The following is a 19,677-nucleotide window of genomic DNA, read 5'->3' as shown; positions in this document are numbered from 1 at the left end:
TGTGGCAGAAACCTCGCAGCGCCGGACTTTTCGGTCTCCGGTGGGAAGAGACCGTGCTCGGCTTCGCCGTGGTGATCACCGCGCTGCTCACCGCCATGATCGGCGGTTTCCAGTGGGGTGCCGTCGTGGGCGGGGTCGGTGTGGTGATCATGGCCCCCCTCGTCATGCGGCGCGGTGGGCGTTCGGGCTACGAGACGGGATTGATGATGTTCCACTGGATGCGTTCGCGTAATCGCGGTGAGCACGTGTACCGCGGCGGCCGGTTCTCTCGGGTGCCGGGTGGTTTCACCCGGCTGCCGGGGCTGCTCGCGCCCTCCAAGCTCTACGAGGGGATCGACGCCGGCGGTTACAGCTTCGGCATGATCCACCTGCCGCAGTTCGCGCAGTACACGGTGGTGCTGCGGGCGTGGCCGCAGGGGCACGAGGCGGTGGACCAGCCGGTGATCGACCGCTGGGTCTCGGCCTGGGGTACCTTCCTCGCCTCGGTCGGCCAGACCAGCGATATCGTCGCCGTGGTTCCGGTGATCGATACCGTCCCGGAAACCGGGAACCGGCTGCTCACCGAGGTTTCCACCATCACCCGCCCGGAGGCGCCGGATCTGGCGCAACAGGTGATGTACGAGCTGGCCACCGAATTGCCGCAGGAACGGGTGCAACTGCTGCCCCGGGTCGCCATCACCTTCAAGGCGACCACGGCCGAACGTCGCAAGAACCCGGCGGAGGAAGCGGTCGAGATCGGCCGGCGGCTGCCGGGTATCTGCGCCGCGCTCGCCGAAGCCGGAGTCCGGGCCCAGCCCATGTCGGCCGACGAGGTGATCTCGTTCATCCGGCGCAGCTACGATCCGGCCTCCCAAGCCGACCTCGAAGTGGCCGCGGGCGAACCCGAGGGCCACGGCCTGGACTGGGCCGACGCCGGGCCCGTTTCACACGACGAGAAGTGGGATCACCTCATCCACGACGGCGGCCGGTCGGTGACCTGGGAGATGGACACCGCCCCGGAGGGCGCGGTGGACGAGCGGGTGCTGCAGCGGCTGCTGGCGCCGAATCCCGAGGTACCGCGGAAGCGGATCGCCATCGTGTACCGGCCGCATTCGGCGGCCGACGCGGCCGAGATCGTCGACGACGATTTCAAGAACGCTCTGGTCGCTCAGCAGAGCGAGCGCGGTGTGGTGTCGGCGTCGGCGACACTGCGGGTCGGTGCGACCCAGCAGGCCCGGGAGGAGCAGGCGCGCGGGCACGGTGTCACGCGGTTCGGCGCGCTGGTCACCATCACCGAGCCGAACCGCGGTGACCTGCCGCGGATCGAGGCGATCACCCGCGACCTGTCCACGCAGGCCCGGCTCAAGATCCGCCGCTGCTACCGCTACCAGGCGGCGGCCTTCGCGGCATCGCTCGGTTGCGGGGTGATCCTGCCCGAGCACGCGACCATTCCCAAAGCATTGGCGGGGTGAACGACTGATGGCACGCGAGCACGAGCCGCCCGTACGGGAGCGCAACAGAACCCGGGTCGCCACCGGCGACCGGTCCCGCTCCGGCCGGGACGATGAACGGCATATCCGGGGTGACCGGGACGGCCGGCCCGGATCCGGCGCTGCCGCCCGGCGCGATCCCGAACGCTCGCGGGCCGATCGCCGGAGCCGTTCCGGCGGTGAGGGTGCGGGCGGCCGGGAGCGGGCGCGCCGCGACCGGGTCGATACGGCCGCCGACCGGGCGATGGGCACACCGGAATTCGACAAGGCGGCCCGCCGGGCCAGGGCGCGGGCCGAGAAACGCCGGCAGCAGGGTCCGCCGCTGCTGGACGCGGCCACCCGCTCGCGGCTCGAAGAGGTCAGCCGGGAGGGCGCGGGTATCCGGGCCGCCTGGGCCACCTTCCGGATCCGCACCGACGATATCCGCCGCCGCAACTACGCCGCGCGCGCCGAACAGGAATACCAGGACGGATTCGACCGGCAGACCGCGCAGCTGACCGACCGCGGGTTCGCCGGGCCCGGGGGCGGCCGGATGAACGTGGTGGGCCGCCCGGTGGAGTACCGGGCCACCACCGCGCAGGTCGCCGGGTTGTGGCCGTGGTCGGTCGGCGCCGGCGCACCGCTGATCGGTACGCCGCTCGGCTCCCACCTGCACACCGGCGCTCCGGTGTGCTTCGACCCGATGAACTGGTTCATGCGCGGGAGTTTCATCACCGCGCCGAGCCTGTTCGTGCTGGGACTCAACGGTTTCGGTAAATCGTCGCTGGTGCGGCGGATCGTGCTCGGCGGGGTCGCGCAGAACATCACCCCGCTGGTGCTGGCCGATGTGAAACCCGACTATCGGCGGCTGGTGGAACTGGTCGGCGGTCAGGTGATCGATCTCGGGTACGGCCACGGCAAACTCAACCCGCTGGCCGGTGGGGTGCTCGGCGATATCGTGCCGCGGCTCGAGGAGCATCCCGAATTACAGATGCAGGTGCTGCAGGACCTGCGGGCCCGGCAGGTGACGCTGATCGCCGGTCTGGTGGAACTGGTGCGCGGCGCGCGGGTACGCGATTACGAGGAGACCTTGATCTCCACGGCCCTGCGGATCCTGTACCGGCCGGGCAGCGGGTTCACCCCGGACCAGCCGCCGATCATGGAGAATCTGCTCGAGGTCATCGTCGCCGGCGGCGAGGAGATGATGCTGGATGCCGGCGCGGACAGCCCGACGGAGTATCACGAGGCGATCCGCGGGTTGCGGCGTTCGCTGCGCGCGCTCACCCAGGGCCCGTTCGGCGCGGTGTTCAACGGGCAGACCTCGGTGCCGATCGATACCGATTCGGTCGCGGTGTGCATCGATGTCTCCCATATCCCGAACGGGGACAAGAAGCTCAAGGCCGCCGTCATGCTGGCCTGCTGGGCCGATGGCTTCGCCGCTGTCGAGGCGGCGCATACGCTCACCGACGCCGGTATGGCCCCGCAGCGGTACTTCCAGGTCGTGATGGACGAGCTGTGGCAGGTGCTGGGCCTGGGCGATTTCATGGTCGACCGGGTCGACGAACTCACCCGTCTGCAGCGCGGTATCGCCACCGCGCTGATCATGATCAGCCACACCATCAAGGACCTGCAATCCCTGGGGTCGGAAGCGGCCATCGCCAAAGCTCTGGGTTTCCTGGAGCGGGCGCGCGCCAAGATCTTCGGCGCGTTGCCCGCCGAGGAGATCAAACGGCTGGACAGTACCGTGCCGTTCACGGCGGCCGAAGAAGAGATGGTGACCAGCTGGTCGGCCCCGCAGGCGCTGACCGGTGAGGCCCTCAAACCCGGGCAGCAGCGGCCGTCGCCGCCCGGCACCGGCAAGTTCCTGCTGAAGATCGGTGAAGACCGGCGGCCGGGCATTCCCTTCCATATGGAATTCACTCCGGCCGAGAAACTCAGCGGAATCCACGACACCAACCAGCGTTTCGAGGAATTCACCTCCTACCCGGGGCGCTACGCCGCCGAACAGGCTGCGGCGCCGGACAGTTCACACCCGGTAGGCGGGAGAAATTCATGATGCCGCATCGGTCCTATCGCCGGGTCTCGCCGGAGGTCCGGGCCGCCGCGGTGGAACAGGTCCTCGCGCTCACCGGGAAACTTCGCAGTGAATCGGAGGCGTGCCGGCTGGTCGCCGAACAGATCGGGGTACACACCAATTCGGTGCGCAACTGGGTGCGCGCGGCGGAGGGGCCGAGCCTGGAGCGGATGGACGCGGCCGCGCTGCGCCGTAAGGTCGCCGCGCTACAGCAGCAACTGGCGGCGGCCGCGGAGGTGAATCGCGCCCTGGCCGATACCCTCAACGACTCCCGGCGCGAGACGTGAAACCCGCGGGAGCGCGGTGAACGCGAAATCGGTGCTGTGGACCTGCCTCGGCCTGGTACTCGGCCTGATGACGGTGATCCTCGTCATCGTCATGCCCGCCGTGGACGATCCGTGTGAAGGCGGGTCGGTGCTGGACCCGGGCCAGGCGACGCTGCCGCCGCTGGGCGGATACCCGCCGGGTGACCCGCGGGCGGCCGGTGAGACGGGAATTCCGGACGGGTCCACCGCCAACCCCACCGCGATCGCCACACCCTCGCTGGCCGCCGGGGCGGGTCCGCTGGGTCGCAGCTGGCCGATGGCCGCCGGAACCTACTCGGTCTCGGATGTCTTCGGTTCGCGTGGTGGTGGACACCGGGGCGTCGACCTTGCCGCGTCGGACGGCACGCCGATCTTCTCGGTGGCCGACGGAGTGGTGGTCGCCGCGGGCCCGGCGTCCGGCTTCGGCAACTGGATCGTCGTGGATTCGGTCGATCCGGGCAACGGGCGCGCGTATTCCGCGGTGTACGGGCATATGTGGGACAGCGGGGTACTGGTGCGGGTCGGCCAGACCGTGCAGGCCGGCCAGCACATCGGCGCGGTGGGATCGGCCGGTGAATCCAGCGGCCCGCACCTGCATTTCGAGATCGTGCCCGGCGGCCGGTTCACCGGTGGCCGGCAGATCGACCCGCTGCCCTGGCTCGACGGTGCCCCGACCCCCGATCTGGGCGGCGCCCGCGCCTATTCCACCGATCCGGCGTGTGTGCGCGGGTTCGGAACTCCGGGCGGGGCGCTGGCGAACGGGAAGGTGCCACCGGAACTCGAGATCTGGTATCGCCGGGCGGGTTCGCTGTGCCCCGAGGTCACCCCGTCCCTGCTGGCCGCGCAGGGGCGCCAGGAGTCCGGTTTCCGGCGCGGTCTCACCTCGCCCGCGGGCGCGCAGGGGCTCGCGCAGTTCCTGCCCGGCACCGCCGCGAGCATCAATCCCGACGACGGTCAGCCGTATGTGATCGATGCCGACGGTAATGGGGTGGCCAGCGTCTGGGACGACGGTGACGCCATCGTCGGGCAGGGCCGGTACATGTGCGCGATCGCGCACAAGATCACCGGCTGGATCGGCGAGGGTCGGGTTCGAGGCGATGTGGTGGCGCTGACCCTGGCCGCCTACAACGCCGGCGAAGGCGCGGTGCTGGCCTCGGGCGGTATGCCGAATCAAGTGGCCGCGCACTACTCCGAGACCCAGCCCTACGTGACAAACATCCTGGCCATGGAAGCGGAGTACCGCGATCCGGGCGCGTCGGGCCGTTTCTCACCCGACAGTGCGGGAGCGGCAGGCGACCAGGTCGTCCAGGCCGCGCACGAATGGCTGGGCACCCCGTACGTGTGGGGTGGCGGTGGCCCGCAGGGCCCCAGCGGCGGTGGACTGGACGGGCCGGGGCTGACCTCGGCGGCGGTGTTCGCCGCTTCGTCGGGTGCGGTGACGCTGCCGCGCACCGCCGAGCAGCAGTGGGAGGCCGGCACCGAGGTGCCGGTCGCCCGGATACAGCCGGGGGACCTGGTGTTCAGCGAATTCGGGCCGCGCGGACCGGCGCGGGTCGGAATCTACAGCGGGAACGGGCAGATGATCCACGCGGCGCCCGCGCTGACCGCCGATTCTCCCGGTGGCGTGGCCGAAACTGCCGTACCCGGCGACGCCCGGGTGAGGAGGGTGCTGTGAACACGCGCGGATCGGCGGCGTTTACGAGGTCCGGGCGGTTAGCCTGGAACGAGAAGACGAGTGCTGGTGCGGAACTGGTGGTGGTGCTGATGCTGGGCATCACGGTACTGAGCGGATGCGGCGGCAGTGGCGAGGATGTGGGATCGGGTGGCACCGTGGCCACCTCGACCGTCCGGCGGCTCGAAGCCGTGCCCGCCCCGGATCCGGTGACCCCGGACGGGGTCGCGGTGGCGGCACTGCGGGAGATCTACCAGTGGGAGCCCGCCACCGAGGTTCCGGGCGTCTCCCTGGAGCGGGCGCGGAAATGGCTGGGTCCCAGCCTGCTCCGGGTGCTGGACGCGTCGACGGCCACCGCCGGCGCGCCGGCGGTATCGCTGCAGTGGGGTGACTGGGCGGCGGCCGGAGCGCGGGTGGAGGCGTTCACCTTCGCCTCCGGCGATCGGCCGCCCGCCGGACCGGACCCCGGGGTGCAGCAATTCAAGATCGGAATCGAGCAGACAGTCGTCTATCCGGACGGCCGCGAGGAACCCCTGGCGCCGTCCACCGTCATCGCGACCGTCGTGCGTACGCCAGAAGGCTGGCGGCTGGACGGCTACCGGTGACCCGGCAGGCATCATTCAGGAGGCGGTAATGGCCAAGAAGAAACCGGTGAAGGACCCGGCCGCGATCGGGCCCGATCTGACCCTCATCGCGATCTACGTCGGCGGCGCCGTCCTGGGAACCGTATGGGTGGCCCTGCACCTGGGCAATATGCTCTCGTTGCAGAAACAGGACATGCCGATCAACCCGATCGATATCGTGGCCGGGATGGTGAAGGGCGAGTTGCACTGGCCCACCGGTACGACGGTGATCCTGCTGTTCGTCCTGCTCGCGCTGGCCCTTTTCGTGCTGTACCGGCGGCGGGCCACGGCCAAACGTCTCGTGGGCCGGCTCGCCGTGGACGACAAGGCCGATGTGATGGGCAACGGCGGCGCCATCGCCGCCCTCACCGAGGCCGGGGTCCGGGAGAAGGCCCAGAACATGGGTGTCAAGCTCGGCTACAACGACGCCCCGGGGGTGCCGATCGGTGTCGCCGTCGCCGACGGCACGATGCTGTACGGCTCCTATGAGGATCTGCACCTGGATATCTGGGGTCCGCGACAGGGCAAATCCACCTCGCGGGTCATCCCGGCGATCCTCACCGCCATCGGGCCGGTCCTGGCCACCTCGAACAAACGCGATGTGGTGGACGCGACCCGCGATGTCCGGGAGGCCAAGGGCAGCCGCACCTTCGTCTTCGACCCGCAGGGCGTTGCCGCCGAAGACCCCACCTGGTACTGGAACCCGCTGGCCTGGGTGGATGCGAACAGCGACGGCTGCGAGATGCGGGCCGCGCGCCTGGCCGGCCATTTCGCCGACAGCGACAGCGGTTCCGATTCCCGTAACGACGCCTTCTTCGATCCGGAGGCCGAGGATCTGCTGGCCGGCCTCTTCCTGGCCGCCGCGATCGCGAAGAAGCCGATCACCCAGATCTGGGAGTGGGTGACCGACCCGCAGAACATCGAACCGATCAAGTTCCTGCGCGACGCGGGCCACGATTTCTCTGCCTCCGGTCTGGCGGCGCAGTACAACGCCGACCCCCGGACCCGCAGCGGTATCTTCGGTACCGCCAAGAAGATGGTGCGCTGCCTGAAACTGCGCAATGTGCACAAGTGGGTCACGCCGCACGACCCGGAGAAGCACGAGCCGGCCCGGGCCCAGTTCGACGAATTGGAATTCATCGAGAAGAACGGCACCCTCTACAGCCTCTCGCTGGAGGGTCGTGGTTCGGCGGCCCCGCTGGTGAGCGCGCTCACCGAGGCCGTCATCGATGTGGCTATGCGCAAGGCGTCGAGGTCGGCCTACGGACGCTTGCCGATTCCGCTGCTGGCGGTGCTGGACGAGGCCGCGAACGTGGTCCGGTGGAAGGATCTGCCCAAGCAGTACAGCCATTTCGGCTCGCGCGGCATCGTGGTGATGACCGTGTTGCAGTCGTGGGCGCAGGGCGCGCGCTGCTGGGGTGACGACGGGATGAACGCGCTGTGGTCGGCGGCCAATATCAAGGTGCTCGGCAGCGGTGTGGACGACACCAACTTCCTGCGGGAACGATCAGAGGCCATCGGGGAGCACTCCGCCATCTCCGCCTCGGTGTCCGAATCCAAGGGCGGTAAGAGTTATTCGCGGTCGCTGGGTTCGTCCAAGACCTTCACCGTGCAGGCGCTGGCGACGCTGCCGCGGGGCCGGGCCATTGTGTTCTCTTCCGGCGCACCGCCGGTGCTGGTGCGCACGGTGCCGTGGTGGGAGGGTGAATACGCGGCCGCGGTGAAGAAGTCGATCGAACAGCACGACCCACAGCGCAAGACATTGGTCACCGATCTCATCGGCTCCCCCGCGCTGGTCAAAGAGAAAACCCCGGAGGCCGATCACGGTCCGGCGGGCGCGCCGACGATCTTGGACAAGAAGCCGGCTCGAGCACAGACGGGACCGGATGACGGTCCGGGCGGAACACCACCGGGTCCGGAGAACGGGCCGGGAGAGAGGCAGGAGGTTCGACCGCGGTGACCGAGACTTCCCGAGAGCAGCAGATACCGACCTACAAGAACGTAGTGGAGTTCGTCGAGAACTACCTCAGCGTCGTGTATCGGCGGCAGGTCAGCGATCTCAGCGATACCGTGTGGTGCCCCGAGTGGTGGAAGCATACGGAGGCCATCGCGCGCCTGGACGCGATGTGGCGGGCCTGGGAGCATCTGCGCCAGGACGGCGCCACCGGTATGAGTGTCTGGTTCCTCGACCACGCCGACCAGCACATGGCCGTACTTCTCGACCCGAAGGGCCCGTTCAAATATTGCAGCGTGCGCAACGGGCACAAGGACATGCTGGTGCCGCTGCCGCTGACCGCTCCACCCGACGGAATGTTCAGCGATCCGTTCGATGACACCGAAGAAGCCGAGGCCGCCGTCCGTCCGGCCGGTAGCGAAGTCAAGAGCTGACGACCCGCCGTCGGCCCCGGATACGGAGAACGCCCGTCCTTCCGGACGGGCGTTCTCGTATTCCGGCCGGGGTCGCGACCTAACGACTGCGTTCGAGGCCCCGGGCCAGCTGTTCCTGTTCCCGAGCCCGCTGTACGGCCGGCGCCCGGTCGGGCCGGGTGCGTACCGCCTCGCTCGGCGGGGTGGCCTGTCCTACCTCGACCAGCATCCGGGCCGCGGCCAGTTCCGGTGCCACACCGATCTTGGCCAGATGCGCGGCCAGCGCGGCCCGCCGCTCCACCGAGTCGTAGCGCACCGCGTCCGCCGCGCTGCTCGCCTGATCGGATTTCTCGGCGAACGAGCTCATCGAGAAGCGGTCCTTCTCGAGCTGGACACCGCGATAGCCGGGCGCTTCCCGGTGCGGTACCGAGGTACCCGGTGGTCCGATCTCCGCCACCGAGCGCGAAATGGTCTGTGCCAGAGCCAGGTTGCGCGGATCCTTGGCCTTGGCGTCGCGCGCCTCACGGATCTGCAGCTCCCGGGCCTCTTTCAGCCGGGCCTCGGTCATCTTGACCCGCATCTCGGCTTCGCGCTGACCGCGCTCCCGGGCCTTGAGTGCGACCAATGTCGCGATCTGCAACATCGTCTTCATCATGGCCGCGGTTTCCCGGCCGATGTCGTCCAGTTCCTCGGACATGGCTGCTCCCCGATACTGCGGTGTGCACTATTGGACGGTGTGGTGCCGCGGCGTCGCGGACCGCGCCGGCGGATCGGGATCCGCCGCCCGGCCCGCGAACCGCCCGGCGACAGTCCGCCCGGCGCGACGCGAACACCGGGAGAACCCGCGAGTGGTGCCCCGGCCCGGAATTGCGGCCGGTGAGCACGACTTGATCACGCGCACTCCCTTTTTCGAGATTACCCGAGAGATGGGGGCTCAGTCTCCGCAACGTTGCGCCGACCAGCATATATCGCCGGGAACCGCGGTGAGCGGAACTCGCCGGGCGCCGCGCCCGCCGGGATCAGTCGATCCGGACCGAGTTCAGCGTGACCGGCTGGGTCGGTTTGCCGTCCCCGGGCCCGTTGGAATCGTCCTGGCCCTGACCGGCGATCTTGTCCAGGGTCGCCAGACCGCCTTCGTCCACGGTGCCGAAGATCGTGTAGTTCGGCGGGAGCATCGAATCGCCGTACACGATGAAGAACTGGCTGCCGTTGGTGCCCGGCCCGGCATTGGCCATGGCCAGGACGCCGCGGCTGTAGCTGATCGGCTGCTGCAGGGCGGGATCGTTCGGCGCGAACTGATCGGTGGGGTACTCGTTGTCGAATTCGTAGCCCGGGCCGCCGCTGCCGGTACCTGTCGGGTCACCGCACTGCAGCACCTTCAGGCCCTCGCCCTGGGTGAGGCGGTGGCAGTTCGTGCCGTCGAAGTAGCCCTGGCCGGCCAGGCTGGCGAAGCTGTTCACCGTGCAGGGCGACTCGGCATTGTTCAGCGTCAGGCCGAGGGGGCCCTGGTTGCTGTCCACACTGATGCTGAGCGAGGAGTTGCCGTCCCCGGTCTGGATGCCCTCCGCACGCGGCTTCTGTACCGGCTTGGCCGCGGGTTCCGCGCTGTCCCGGTAGGTGCAGTTCACGGTGGCCGGTTTGGCGGCCGCGGGCGGCGGCGCCGCCACCGCGGGCGTGCTGGACAATGAGGCGTCCGGTGTCTGCGAGGCATTGGAGGCCGTATCGGCGCTCTCGCCGCCGCGGGTCAGAAAGTACACCCCGGTCACCGCGGCGATCACCACGACGACTCCGAGCGCCGATCCGGCGATGGTCAGTTGTTTACGCTTGCGCGCGCGTTCGGCCCGGTTGGCGAGCTGTCGTTCCAGCTTGCGTTTCGCCGCCGCTCGGCGTTGTTCGTTGCTGGGCACTACCACGTTCCTCCCGTGCGGCGGCCGGGCCGGCAGGCCCGGCCGGTCGCGGCTGGTCTGTTGCTTCCGGCACTAGAGTCTGCCATCTCCGGCGCCCGGCACCCGGATATCGACCGGACCGGCCGCTGTGGGGCGCAGGTATGGCGGAACCGGTTGGACTCGACCGGGGCGGGTGGGGGAAACTGGTTCACCGTGACCAAGACCAGCAGCTTCTCCGCCCCGAAGGGGGTGCCGGATTACGTTCCGCCCGGTTCGGCCGAGTTCGTCGCGGTACGCGACGGTCTGCTCCGGGCCGCCCGACTCGCCGGGTACGGGCATATCGAGCTGCCGGTCTTCGAGGACACCGAACTGTTCGCGCGGGGTGTCGGCGAGTCCACGGATGTGGTGAGCAAGGAGATGTTCACCTTCTCCGATCGCAGTGAGCGCAGCGTCACGCTGCGTCCCGAGGGCACCGCCGGGGTGATGCGCGCGGTGATCGAGCACGGTCTCGACCGCGGCCAGCTGCCGGTCAAGCTGAGCTACGCCGGCCCGTTCTTCCGCTACGAGCGGCCCCAGAAGGGCCGGTACCGGCAGTTGCAGCAGGTCGGTGTGGAGGCCATCGGTGTCGACGATCCCGCGCTGGACGCCGAGGTCATCGCGGTCGCCGACGCCGGATTCCGGGGTCTGGGCCTGACCGGGTTCCGGCTGGAGATCACCTCGCTCGGTGACGAGACCTGCCGCCCGCAGTACCGCGAGCGGCTGCAGGAATTCCTGTTCGGGCTGGATCTGGATGCCGAGACCCGGCGCCGCGCCGAGATCAACCCGCTGCGCGTGCTCGACGACAAGCGCCCCGAGGTGCGGGAGATGACCGCGACGGCGCCGTTGATGATCGATCACCTGTCCGAAACCGCGAAGACCCACTTCGACCGGGTCCTCGCGCACCTCGACGCGCTCGGCGTGCCGTATGTCCTGAACCCGCGCATGGTGCGCGGGCTGGACTATTACACGAAGACGACTTTCGAGTTCGTGCACGACGGGTTGGGCGCCCAATCCGGCATCGGTGGCGGCGGCCGCTACGACGGTCTGATGGCCGAGCTGGGTGGGCAGGCGCTGTCCGGAATCGGCTTCGGTCTCGGTGTCGACCGCACGGTCCTGGCGCTGGCCGCCGAAGGCGTCGCAGCGGGCGATCCGGCCCGCTGTGAGGTGTTCGGGGTCCCGCTCGGCGAGGCCGCCAAACAGCGCATGGTGATCCTGGCCGGTGAGTTGCGCGCCGCGGGGGTCCGGGTGGATCTGGCCTACGGCGATCGTGGGGTGAAAGGCGCCATGAAGGCCGCGGACCGGTCGGGTGCGCGCGCCACGCTGATCCTGGGCGATCGCGATCTGGCCGAGGGGACCATCGGGCTGAAGGATATGCAGACCGGTGACCAGCGGCAGATCCCGCTCGACGAGATCGTCGCCACCCTGGCCTCCCGGTAGCACCATCGGCCGCCGCGGGGCCGGGTGCGGGCCTCCCCGGCCCGGCGGCTCGCCACAGCCACCCGGCCCGCACCGCCGCTCGCCACAGCCACCCGGCTCGTACCGCTGTCGGTGGTCGCACATCGGTCGGCGCCGGATGGTCGCCCGGCCGGTGGTCGATCTCGTCCTGCCGTACGGCGACCGATGGGGCCGAGCCGGCGGCCGGAGGCGTCGCGGCGGGAAACCGATCGGCATGAGACGGCGGACGGGTTCGTGGCGTGTGGTACGCGACCGCGAGCCGCCCCGCCGGCCGGACCTGTGGCAGCCGGCATCCGGGAAAGTGAATCGCCCGGTGCCGCACGGCCGCCGTAAGCGGTCGATCGCGGAATACGCACGGCCGACGGCTCGTAGTACTGTCCGGTGGACACTGTCCCCGGACCGAAATGCGCGCCGTGACCGATGCCTCCCCGCCCGATCCCGACCAGCGAATCGGGCTGGACCTCGTCGCCCCCGAGCTCTACGGCCCGGTGCTGTGGCGGCTGGCGCTGGTGGCGGTCGCGCTCGCCCTCGGGATCGGCGTACTCGCCGGACTGCTGTTCGGCCCGCCGCCGGGGCTGGTGGCGGCCCTGGTCGTGGCGGTACCGGCCGTCGGGTATGTCGTGGCAGTCCGGCGGCGCCGGCTGTCGCTGCACGGGGCCGTGGTCGATGCCCGCACCTTGCTGGGTACCCGGTCGCTCGATATCGCGGCCGTCACCGGCGTGGAGTTGCTCGTGTATCCGGGGCGGCTGAGCCGCCTGGTCCTGCGGCTCACCGCCGGTCCCGATCGACAGGTCGTCCCGCTGGCCATGTACACAGACGCCGGCAGCGGTCGCGAGCTGCACCTGCTGGGATTGCGGCGGCTGGCGGACGCCCTGGTGCGCAGTGAACTCCCCGCGGCCCTCTCGGTCGCCGATCTGCTCGTCCATCAGCTCCGCGCCGAGGCGCGCGACGCGCCGCTGCCGCAGCGGCCGCTGTACCGCGCGGTGACGCTGACCCGGGCCAAGGATTACGTCGCTCCGATCGTGCTCACCGACCAGGAGATCGCGACTCTGTACTGAGGATCGGGTCCCCGGCTACCGGAACGCCCGGGAGAGCGCATCGGTGCCCGCATCCGACCGCCGGGCTGTCACGGCCCGCGGCAGACCATGGCGGGATTCCGCCGTACCGCACCGGTCGGCGCGGACCGGTCGGTGCGTGCGTGCCGTCGATCGCCCGCTCGTCGCCGAGACGCTCAGCCCACCGTCCAGGTCTCGGAACCGGTGAGCAGGTTCTGCAGCGAATCGGTGGTCACCGGGAATCTTTCCCGGGCCGCGGCGGTCTGCGCCCGGACTCCGTCGTCGTAGGTGGGCCGGTCCACCGCTCGGAACACGCCCGTAACCACATGGTCCAGGTCCTGGTCGGACAGCCGCGACAACGCGTAGGCGTACTCGGGGTCGTCGGTGTGCGCGTCGTGCACCACGATCTCGTCGTCGGGAACGTTCGCCGACGGCACCACGGCGAGACCGAAACCCCGGCGCACCACGGCGTATTCACCGTCGGCGCCGAACCGCAGTGGTTCCCCATGGCGCAGGCGGACGAGCCGGGATTCGCTGTCCCCGCGGCGCAGCACGTCGAAGGAACCGTCGTTGAAGATGGGGCAGTCCTGCAGGATCTCCACGAAGGAGGTGCCCCGGTGCTCGGCGGCCGCGCGCAGTACCTCGTTCAGGCCGGCTCGGTCGGAATCCAGGGCGCGCGCGGCGAAGGTCGCCTCGGCGCCCAGGGCCACCGACAGGGTGTTGAACGGATGGTCCACCGAACCCATCGGGGTCGATTTGGTCACCTTGCCCGGTTCCGAGGTGGGGGAGTACTGGCCCTTGGTCAGGCCGTAGATCCGATTGTTGAACAGCAGGATGGTCATATTGACGTTGCGGCGCAGGGCATGGATCAGATGGTTGCCGCCGATGGAGAGCGCGTCACCGTCGCCGGTGACGACCCAGACCGACAGATCCGGGCGGGTCACCGCCAAACCGGTGGCGATGGCGGGCGCGCGACCGTGGATGGAGTGGATGCCGTAGGCGTCGAGATAGTAGGGGAAGCGGCTCGAGCAGCCGATCCCGGAGACGAACATCAGGTTCTCCCGGCGCAGGCCGAGGTCTGCCAGGAAACCGCGCACGGTGGCGAGGATGACGTAGTCGCCGCAGCCGGGGCACCAGCGCACCTCCTGGTCGGAGGTGTAGTCCTTGGCCTTCTGCGGGCCGTCGGCGGTCGGCACCCCGGATAGGCCGGAGACCGGGGTGAGCCCTAGTTCGGTCCCGGTCGGCGATGTTTCGACGATGGTCATGATGCGCCCCCGTTCGTGCGATACGTGGCCCGGGCCCGCGCGGCGCGGGCCTTGTCGTGCTCGAGTCCGGCCAGGGTGCCGTCCAGCGCCGCGTCGATGACGCCGACGAGTTCCTGGGCGGAGAACGCCGTACCGGCGACCTTGGTCCACGGTTGGACGTCCACCAGATATTTCGCGCGCAGCAGCATGGCCAGCTGGCCGCCGTTCATCTCCGGTGCGACCACAGTGGGGTACCGGCGCAGGATCTCGCCCAGCCCGGGCGGCAGCGGATTGAGATGCCGCAGATGCAGCTGGGCCACCCGGCCGCCCCGGCGCCGTACCCGCCGGCACGCCTCCCCGATCGGGCCGTAGGAGCTGCCCCAGCCGACCAGCAGGACCTCGGCCGCACCGTCGGGATCGTCCACCTCGGCGGGTGGCACCGTGATCCCGTCGATCTTGGCCTGCCGCAACCGCACCATCAGATCGTGATTGGCCGGATCGTAGGAGATGTCACCGCTGCCGTCGGCCTTCTCCAGCCCGCCGATCCGATGGGCCCGGCCCGCGGTGCCCGGAACCGCCAGCGGACGCGCCAGGGTCTCCGGATCGCGGGCATAGGGCTGGTACTCGCCGTCCGAGCCGGTCTCGAAGCCCGGGTCGATGGGATCGAGGTCGGCTACCGAAGGGATGGCCCACGGCTCGGATCCGTTGGCGATCGAACCGTCGGACAGCAACAGCACCGGGGTCCGGTAGGTGAGAGCGATCCGGGCGGCTTCCACCGCGGTGGCGAAACAGTCCGCGGGCGAACGCGGGGCCAGTACGGCCACCGGGGATTCGCCGTTGCGTCCGTACAGGGCCTGCAGCAGATCGGCCTGCTCGGTCTTGGTGGGCAGGCCGGTGGACGGGCCGCCGCGCTGCACATCGACGATCACCAGCGGGAGTTCGGTCATCACGGCCAGACCGATGGTCTCGCTCTTGAGCGCCAAACCGGGACCCGAGGTGCTGGTGACCCCCAGCGCACCACCCAGCGACGCGCCGAGCGCGGCGCCGATCCCGGCGATCTCGTCCTCGGCCTGGAAGGTGGTCACGCCGAAATTCTTGTGCTTGCTCAGCTCGTGCAGGATATCGGAGGCCGGGGTGATCGGATAGGTCCCCAGGAACACCGGCAGGCCCGCCAGCGAACCGGCCGTGATCAGCCCATATGCCAATGCCGTATTGCCGGTGATCTGCCGGTAGGTACCGGTGGGCAGGACCGCCGGGGCCACGCGGTAGGTGGTGGCGAATGCCTCGGTGGTCTCGCCGTAGTTCCAGCCCGCCCGGAACGCGAGAATATTGGCCTCGGCGATATCCGGTTTCGCGGCGAACTTCTCCCGCAGGAACTTCTCCGTACCGCCGATCGGGCGCCCGTACATCCAGGACAGCAGGCCCAGCGCGAACATGTTCTTGGCGCGCTGGCCGTCCTTCTTGCCGACCCCGGTGGTCTCGGTGGCGGCCAGGGTGAGCGAGGTCATCGGCACCTGGTGGACCACGAACTCGCCGAGGCTGTCGTCGGCCAGCGGGTCGGCCGCGTATCCGACCTTGGTGAGGTTGCGTTTGGTGAACTCGTCGGTGTTGACGATGACGGTGCCGCCGCGTGGTAACTCGCCCAGATTGGCCTTCAGGGCCGCCGGGTTCATCGCGACCAGCACATCCGGCTGATCGCCGGCGGTGAGGATGTCGTGGTCGGCGATCTGGATCTGGAACGACGACACACCCGGCAGCGTCCCCTGCGGTGCCCGGATCTCGGCCGGGAAATTGGGCTGGGTGGCCAGATCGTTTCCGAAGGCCGCCGCCTCGTGGGTGAACCGGTCGCCGGTGAGCTGCATACCGTCGCCCGAGTCGCCGGCGAATCGGATGACGACACGATCCAATACCGCTGTGCCGGAATCGTTCCCGGCGGAAGCGGTCTCGGGGCGACCGATATTGTCGTGGTGCGAAACCATACGCGTGCTTCACTTCCTCGTCGAAATGAGCTGCCGCTCGCCAACCTACCCCGGGGCGGGGCCGCCGCGCCGGAAAAGCACCCGGCCGGGTCGGCGGCGGAAGCGGAACGAGGTGTTCCTGCGCCTTACTTGTGTGGTACCCACCAGGGTAGATGCGCCGAGGCGGGGGGTGCCACGACCCGGCCCCGCCCTACGCGGTCCGTCGGAGGACCCACCGGTATCGGAGATGTCGAACCGGATCGGCGTGCTGACCGGCTCCCTCACCTCTGCACCGCCGTCTCGGCACGGGTGCTTCTGCGGCCGGGAGAGGCGGGTCGATACCGCTGTCGCGGATCCACCCGGATCGCCCGCGGTAATGCTCGTCCGAACGGGTGCGTCGGCCTGTTCCAAGGCCCGCGGGCCGGTTTCTCCGGCGCGCGCCGGCAGGGTCTGTGACGGTTCGTGGGGTGGATCGGGGCGCGTCAACGATGCGATTCCACTCGTCCCCTCGACTGTCCGCAGCGGCCGACGGGAACGCGGCGCCGGGCGCGGTCAGGCGAAGAGCTCGAGTTGCGGTGCCGTTCGTGGCTCGACGGCAGGTGCGGTGCGGGGTGCGGCTTCGCGCTCGGGGAGCAGGCCGTGCTCCTCCAGGAGCGGATCGATACGTTCGCGCAACCAGCCGGCGTACTCGGGAGCGACCACCGCGCCGCGCCGGTACAGCTGGCGGTAGCGGCGCAGCAGTGCCGGGTGGTGTTCGGCCAGCCAGCCCAGGAACCAGTCCCGGGTGCTGCCGCGCAGGTGCAGGGGCAGCACCACCGCCGACGCCGCCCCGGCCGCGGCCAGTTCGCCGAACAGTTCGTCGAGCTGGGACCGGCCGTCGGTGAGGTACGGGATCACCGGAGCCACCATGACGTTCACCGCGAACCCGGCATCGCTGCAGGCACGCACCAGATCCAGCCGGACCCGCGGTGACGGGGTGCCCGGTTCCAACCCGTGGTGCAACTCGGGTTCCAGCAGCGCCAGCGAGATACCGATGTGCACCGGCACTTCCCGCGCCGCCAGCGTGAGCAGCGGTAGATCCCGGTGCAGCAGGGTGCCCTTGGTGAGGATGGAGAACGGTGTGCCGGAATCGGTGAGGGCGCCGATGATTCCGGGCATCAGCCGGTACCGGCCCTCCGCGCGCTGGTAGGGGTCCGTATTCGTGCCCAGCGCCACCTTCTCCCGGTGCCAGGACCGGCGGGTGAGCTCACGTCGCAGCACGGCGGCGATATTGGTCTTCACCACGATCTGGGTGTCGAAATCCGTTCCGGCGTCGAGTTCCAGGTATTCGTGCGAACCGCGCGCGAAACAGTAACGGCAGGCATGTGAACAACCGCGCATCGGATTGACCGTCCACTTGAACGGCAGGTTCGACTCGTCGGGAACCTTGTTCAGCGCACTCTTACAGAGCACCTCGTGGAAGGTGATGCCGTCGAATTCGGGAGTCTGTACGGTGCGGGCGAATCCGGCCCGGTCGAGGCCGGGCAGCGCGCCGTCGTCGGCGTCCAGGGTTTGGTTCTGCCACCGCACCGGACCAGTCGAACACGCGTTCTATGTGCTGTCAAGCAGTCGGGGTGAAATCGGGCAGCGGGGCGTGGGGATCGGCGAAGAACGCGACCAGGTCGCGCACCGTGTCGTCGATGGGACGTGGCCGGTAGCCGAGTTCGCGGGTGGCCTTGCCGTGGTCGACCAGCGGCGCCGAGACCAGTGCGCCGAGCGCGGCCTTGGAGACGATATCGGTGCCGAGCCGCTTCCCGATCGGCTCCATCACGGGTATGAGGCCCGAGACCAGTTTGGGGGAGATGGAGAAGCGCGGCCCCTTCTTCCCGCCGTGCCGTGCCGCCATCCGGCACAGGTCGAGCATGGAGATCATCTCACCGCCGAGCAGATAGTTCTCCCCGGTGCGGCCGTGCTCGCCGGCCAGGACGAGACCGCGCGCGACATCGCGAACGTCCACCAGATCGAAACCGCCGTCGATCATGGCCGGGATGCGGCCGCGCGCGGCGTCGCGCAGCGAGCGGTTGATGCGCGACAGCGGGGTGCCGTGGTCGGCCGGGCCGAAAACCCCGGTGGGATTGCAGATCACCGCGTCCAGACCGGCGTCGACGACCGTGCGCAGCGCGATCTCGCCGGCCCATTTGGAGCGGTCGTACACCGGCAGCCCCGCTTCGGTGGATCGCTGTGTCGTCTCGTCGATATTGCCGCCGCAGCTGTACTGGTCGAAGGCGTGGATCGAGCTGGCGTGCACGAAGCGCCGTACACCGACGGCATGTGCGGCCTCGGCCACCACCCGGACGCCTTCGGTGTTCACTCGCCAGGCCAGGTCGTGCTTGTCGGCGAGGGTGATCACGGCGACGAGGTGGTAGACGATCTCGGCGCCGTCGAGTGCGGCGCGCATGGATTCGGGATCCAGGACATCGGCGCTCACCCAGGAGATGTTCGCCGCGCCGGGCGCCCGGGGTGCCACCCGGTCGATGGCGACGATCTCGTCGCCCCGCTCGGCGAGCAACGGGAGCAGATTCGTACCCAGGTAGCCGGCTGCGCCGGTCACTGCGACCTTCATGGAGACGAGAATATAGAACTTGTTCTAATTTGCAACAGGTTCTAGTTTTGTGCCGTCGCCGCGTCTCGTGTGCGGCAGGTCGAGTGGGCTATATTCGGGCAGCAACCATTTGGTGCCGCAAGGGGCGTGCGTCGGTGCGGCATGCGAGGCGTTCCACGCGGTGGCCACGATGATGTTCACGAAGAATCAGGGGGAGCTCGATGAGTAATCTCTCGGTAGCGACCGAAGCGCTGCGAGCGTTCGGAATCACCAATTCCGGAATCGGGACCGAGATCGCGGCGGCCGGCAATATCGACGCCGTGGCCAATGTCGCCGCACTGACACCGGTTTTCGGTTTGATCGGCGCCGACTATCTGGCCATGTTCGCCGCCGCCCAGGTGCTGCAGGCGCGCGATATCAACGACCTGTCGGCCAAATACCAGAAGCTGTCGGAGGCAGCCTTCACCTCCGCATTGAACTACGACGGCACCGACGACGGTACGGCCGGTGTGCTCGGCGCGGCCGGGGGTGGCCTGTGAAACCGCTCGACACCACTGCCTCCGCGGGCCTCATCGCCCCCGAACTCCAGCAGGCGGCCCCGGCCGTCCCGGTGAACACGCCGGAAACCGCCGCGCCGGCGGTCGCGCCGGACCCGGCCGCCGCGATCCAGGATGTACCGCTGGCCCAGCTTCCTGCGGGCGAGCAGCCGGTGGACGCCCCGGAATTCGTACTCTCGAAGCGTATCTCCGACGACGCCGCACAGACCGGTGTACCCGCGGCGGGTCTGCCGGGCCTGTCCGGGACGGGTGGGGAGGCCGCCGATGCGCAGGGCATCCTCTCCGGTGCCGCCGTTGAAGCCTCCGCCCAGGCCGGCGAACTGCTCGGGGTCGTCAACGAAGCCGCGGCGCCGGTGCTGGAGGCCGCCGAGGGCGTGCTGGGACAGGTGCTGAACACGGCCGCCGGCGAGGGC

At 69.4% G+C, this 19,677-nt stretch carries 16 protein-coding genes and 1 pseudogene; 11 read left to right on the top strand and 6 right to left on the bottom strand.

Features of this window, described 5'->3' with window-relative positions; translation table 11 throughout:
• The 7 genes from ON38_RS15995 to ON38_RS15965 form a co-directional block, all read left to right on the top strand.
• Positions 1 to 1,451, top strand: a 1,451-nt coding sequence (locus ON38_RS15995; protein ID WP_039825605.1) for an SCO6880 family protein, incomplete at its 5' end; no start/stop codon positions are given.
• A 7-nt stretch (positions 1,452 to 1,458) separates the two neighbouring features.
• Entirely contained in the window at positions 1,459 to 3,504 is a 2,046-nt protein-coding gene (locus ON38_RS15990) for a putative type IV secretion/conjugal transfer ATPase (RefSeq protein ID WP_051164853.1), read from the top strand.
• A complete protein-coding gene (locus ON38_RS15985; protein WP_039825599.1) occupies positions 3,501 to 3,809 on the top strand; it encodes a transposase in 309 nt (102 codons plus the stop codon). The genes ON38_RS15990 and ON38_RS15985 overlap by 4 nt, the downstream gene beginning before the upstream one ends.
• A 16-nt stretch (positions 3,810 to 3,825) precedes the next feature.
• On the top strand, positions 3,826 to 5,502 hold the full coding sequence (locus ON38_RS15980) for a peptidoglycan DD-metalloendopeptidase family protein (protein WP_039825598.1): 1,677 nt from the start codon (positions 3,826 to 3,828) through the stop codon (positions 5,500 to 5,502).
• Positions 5,499 to 6,104 carry a hypothetical protein gene (locus ON38_RS15975; RefSeq protein ID WP_245564060.1) on the top strand — a complete coding sequence of 202 codons (606 nt, stop codon included), beginning with the start codon at positions 5,499 to 5,501 and terminating at the stop codon, positions 6,102 to 6,104. The genes ON38_RS15980 and ON38_RS15975 overlap by 4 nt, the downstream gene beginning before the upstream one ends.
• A gap of 28 nt (positions 6,105 to 6,132) precedes the next feature.
• Entirely contained in the window at positions 6,133 to 8,082 is a 1,950-nt protein-coding gene (locus tag ON38_RS15970) for a type IV secretory system conjugative DNA transfer family protein (protein ID WP_083872718.1), read from the top strand.
• Positions 8,079 to 8,510, top strand: a complete 432-nt coding sequence (locus ON38_RS15965; protein WP_051164852.1) for a DUF4913 domain-containing protein — start codon at positions 8,079 to 8,081, stop codon at positions 8,508 to 8,510. The genes ON38_RS15970 and ON38_RS15965 overlap by 4 nt, the downstream gene beginning before the upstream one ends.
• Before the next feature lie 79 nt (positions 8,511 to 8,589).
• Here the strand turns inward: ON38_RS15965 and ON38_RS15960 are convergent, their stop codons facing one another.
• Together ON38_RS15960 and ON38_RS15955 are read right to left on the bottom strand one after the other, a co-directional pair.
• A complete protein-coding gene (locus ON38_RS15960) occupies positions 8,590 to 9,186 on the bottom strand; it encodes a hypothetical protein (protein WP_039825596.1) in 597 nt (198 codons plus the stop codon).
• A 322-nt stretch (positions 9,187 to 9,508) separates the two neighbouring features.
• Positions 9,509 to 10,396: a peptidylprolyl isomerase gene (locus ON38_RS15955; RefSeq protein WP_039825595.1), complete on the bottom strand. Its 888-nt coding sequence runs from the start codon at positions 10,394 to 10,396 to the stop codon at positions 9,509 to 9,511.
• A gap of 192 nt (positions 10,397 to 10,588) precedes the next feature.
• Between ON38_RS15955 and hisS the strand changes: the two genes are divergently transcribed.
• Positions 10,589 to 11,851, top strand: a complete 1,263-nt coding sequence (gene hisS, locus ON38_RS15950; RefSeq protein WP_039825602.1) for a histidine--tRNA ligase — start codon at positions 10,589 to 10,591, stop codon at positions 11,849 to 11,851.
• 431 nt (positions 11,852 to 12,282) lie between these two features.
• Complete coding sequence (locus tag ON38_RS15945; RefSeq protein ID WP_373281223.1) at positions 12,283 to 12,927, top strand: hypothetical protein; 645 nt, start codon at positions 12,283 to 12,285, stop codon at positions 12,925 to 12,927.
• Between the two features lie 173 nt (positions 12,928 to 13,100).
• Here ON38_RS15945 and ON38_RS15940 read toward each other — a convergent pair whose 3' ends face one another.
• From ON38_RS15940 to ON38_RS15925, 4 genes are all read right to left on the bottom strand, one after another.
• The gene (locus tag ON38_RS15940) at positions 13,101 to 14,189 is read right to left on the bottom strand and encodes a 2-oxoacid:ferredoxin oxidoreductase subunit beta (protein WP_039825594.1); all 1,089 of its coding nucleotides are present in this window, start codon (positions 14,187 to 14,189) and stop codon (positions 13,101 to 13,103) included.
• A complete protein-coding gene (locus ON38_RS15935; protein ID WP_051164850.1) occupies positions 14,186 to 16,147 on the bottom strand; it encodes a 2-oxoacid:acceptor oxidoreductase subunit alpha in 1,962 nt (653 codons plus the stop codon). Before ON38_RS15935 ends, ON38_RS15940 begins: the two co-directional genes overlap by 4 nt.
• A 531-nt stretch (positions 16,148 to 16,678) precedes the next feature.
• Positions 16,679 to 17,695: an Rv2578c family radical SAM protein gene (locus tag ON38_RS15930; protein ID WP_039825593.1), complete on the bottom strand. Its 1,017-nt coding sequence runs from the start codon at positions 17,693 to 17,695 to the stop codon at positions 16,679 to 16,681.
• A gap of 31 nt (positions 17,696 to 17,726) precedes the next feature.
• Entirely contained in the window at positions 17,727 to 18,728 is a 1,002-nt protein-coding gene (locus tag ON38_RS15925; RefSeq protein ID WP_039825592.1) for an NAD-dependent epimerase/dehydratase family protein, read from the bottom strand.
• Positions 18,729 to 18,928: 200 nt separating this feature from the next.
• On the opposite strand from ON38_RS15925, the gene ON38_RS15920 reads away from it, so the two are divergent.
• The gene (locus ON38_RS15920; RefSeq protein WP_039825591.1) at positions 18,929 to 19,246 is read left to right on the top strand and encodes a type VII secretion target; all 318 of its coding nucleotides are present in this window, start codon (positions 18,929 to 18,931) and stop codon (positions 19,244 to 19,246) included.
• A pseudogene (locus tag ON38_RS15915) lies at positions 19,243 to 19,677 on the top strand (hypothetical protein); the annotation flags it as partial. The gene ON38_RS15920 and the pseudogene ON38_RS15915, both read left to right, overlap by 4 nt.

The sequence above is a fragment of the Nocardia testacea NBRC 100365 genome (assembly GCF_000308775.1).
Classification (GTDB): Bacteria; Actinomycetota; Actinomycetes; order Mycobacteriales; family Mycobacteriaceae; genus Nocardia; species Nocardia testacea.
Note: the sequence above shows the minus strand (reverse complement) of the source record. Positions and strands in the feature narration are given on the sequence as shown.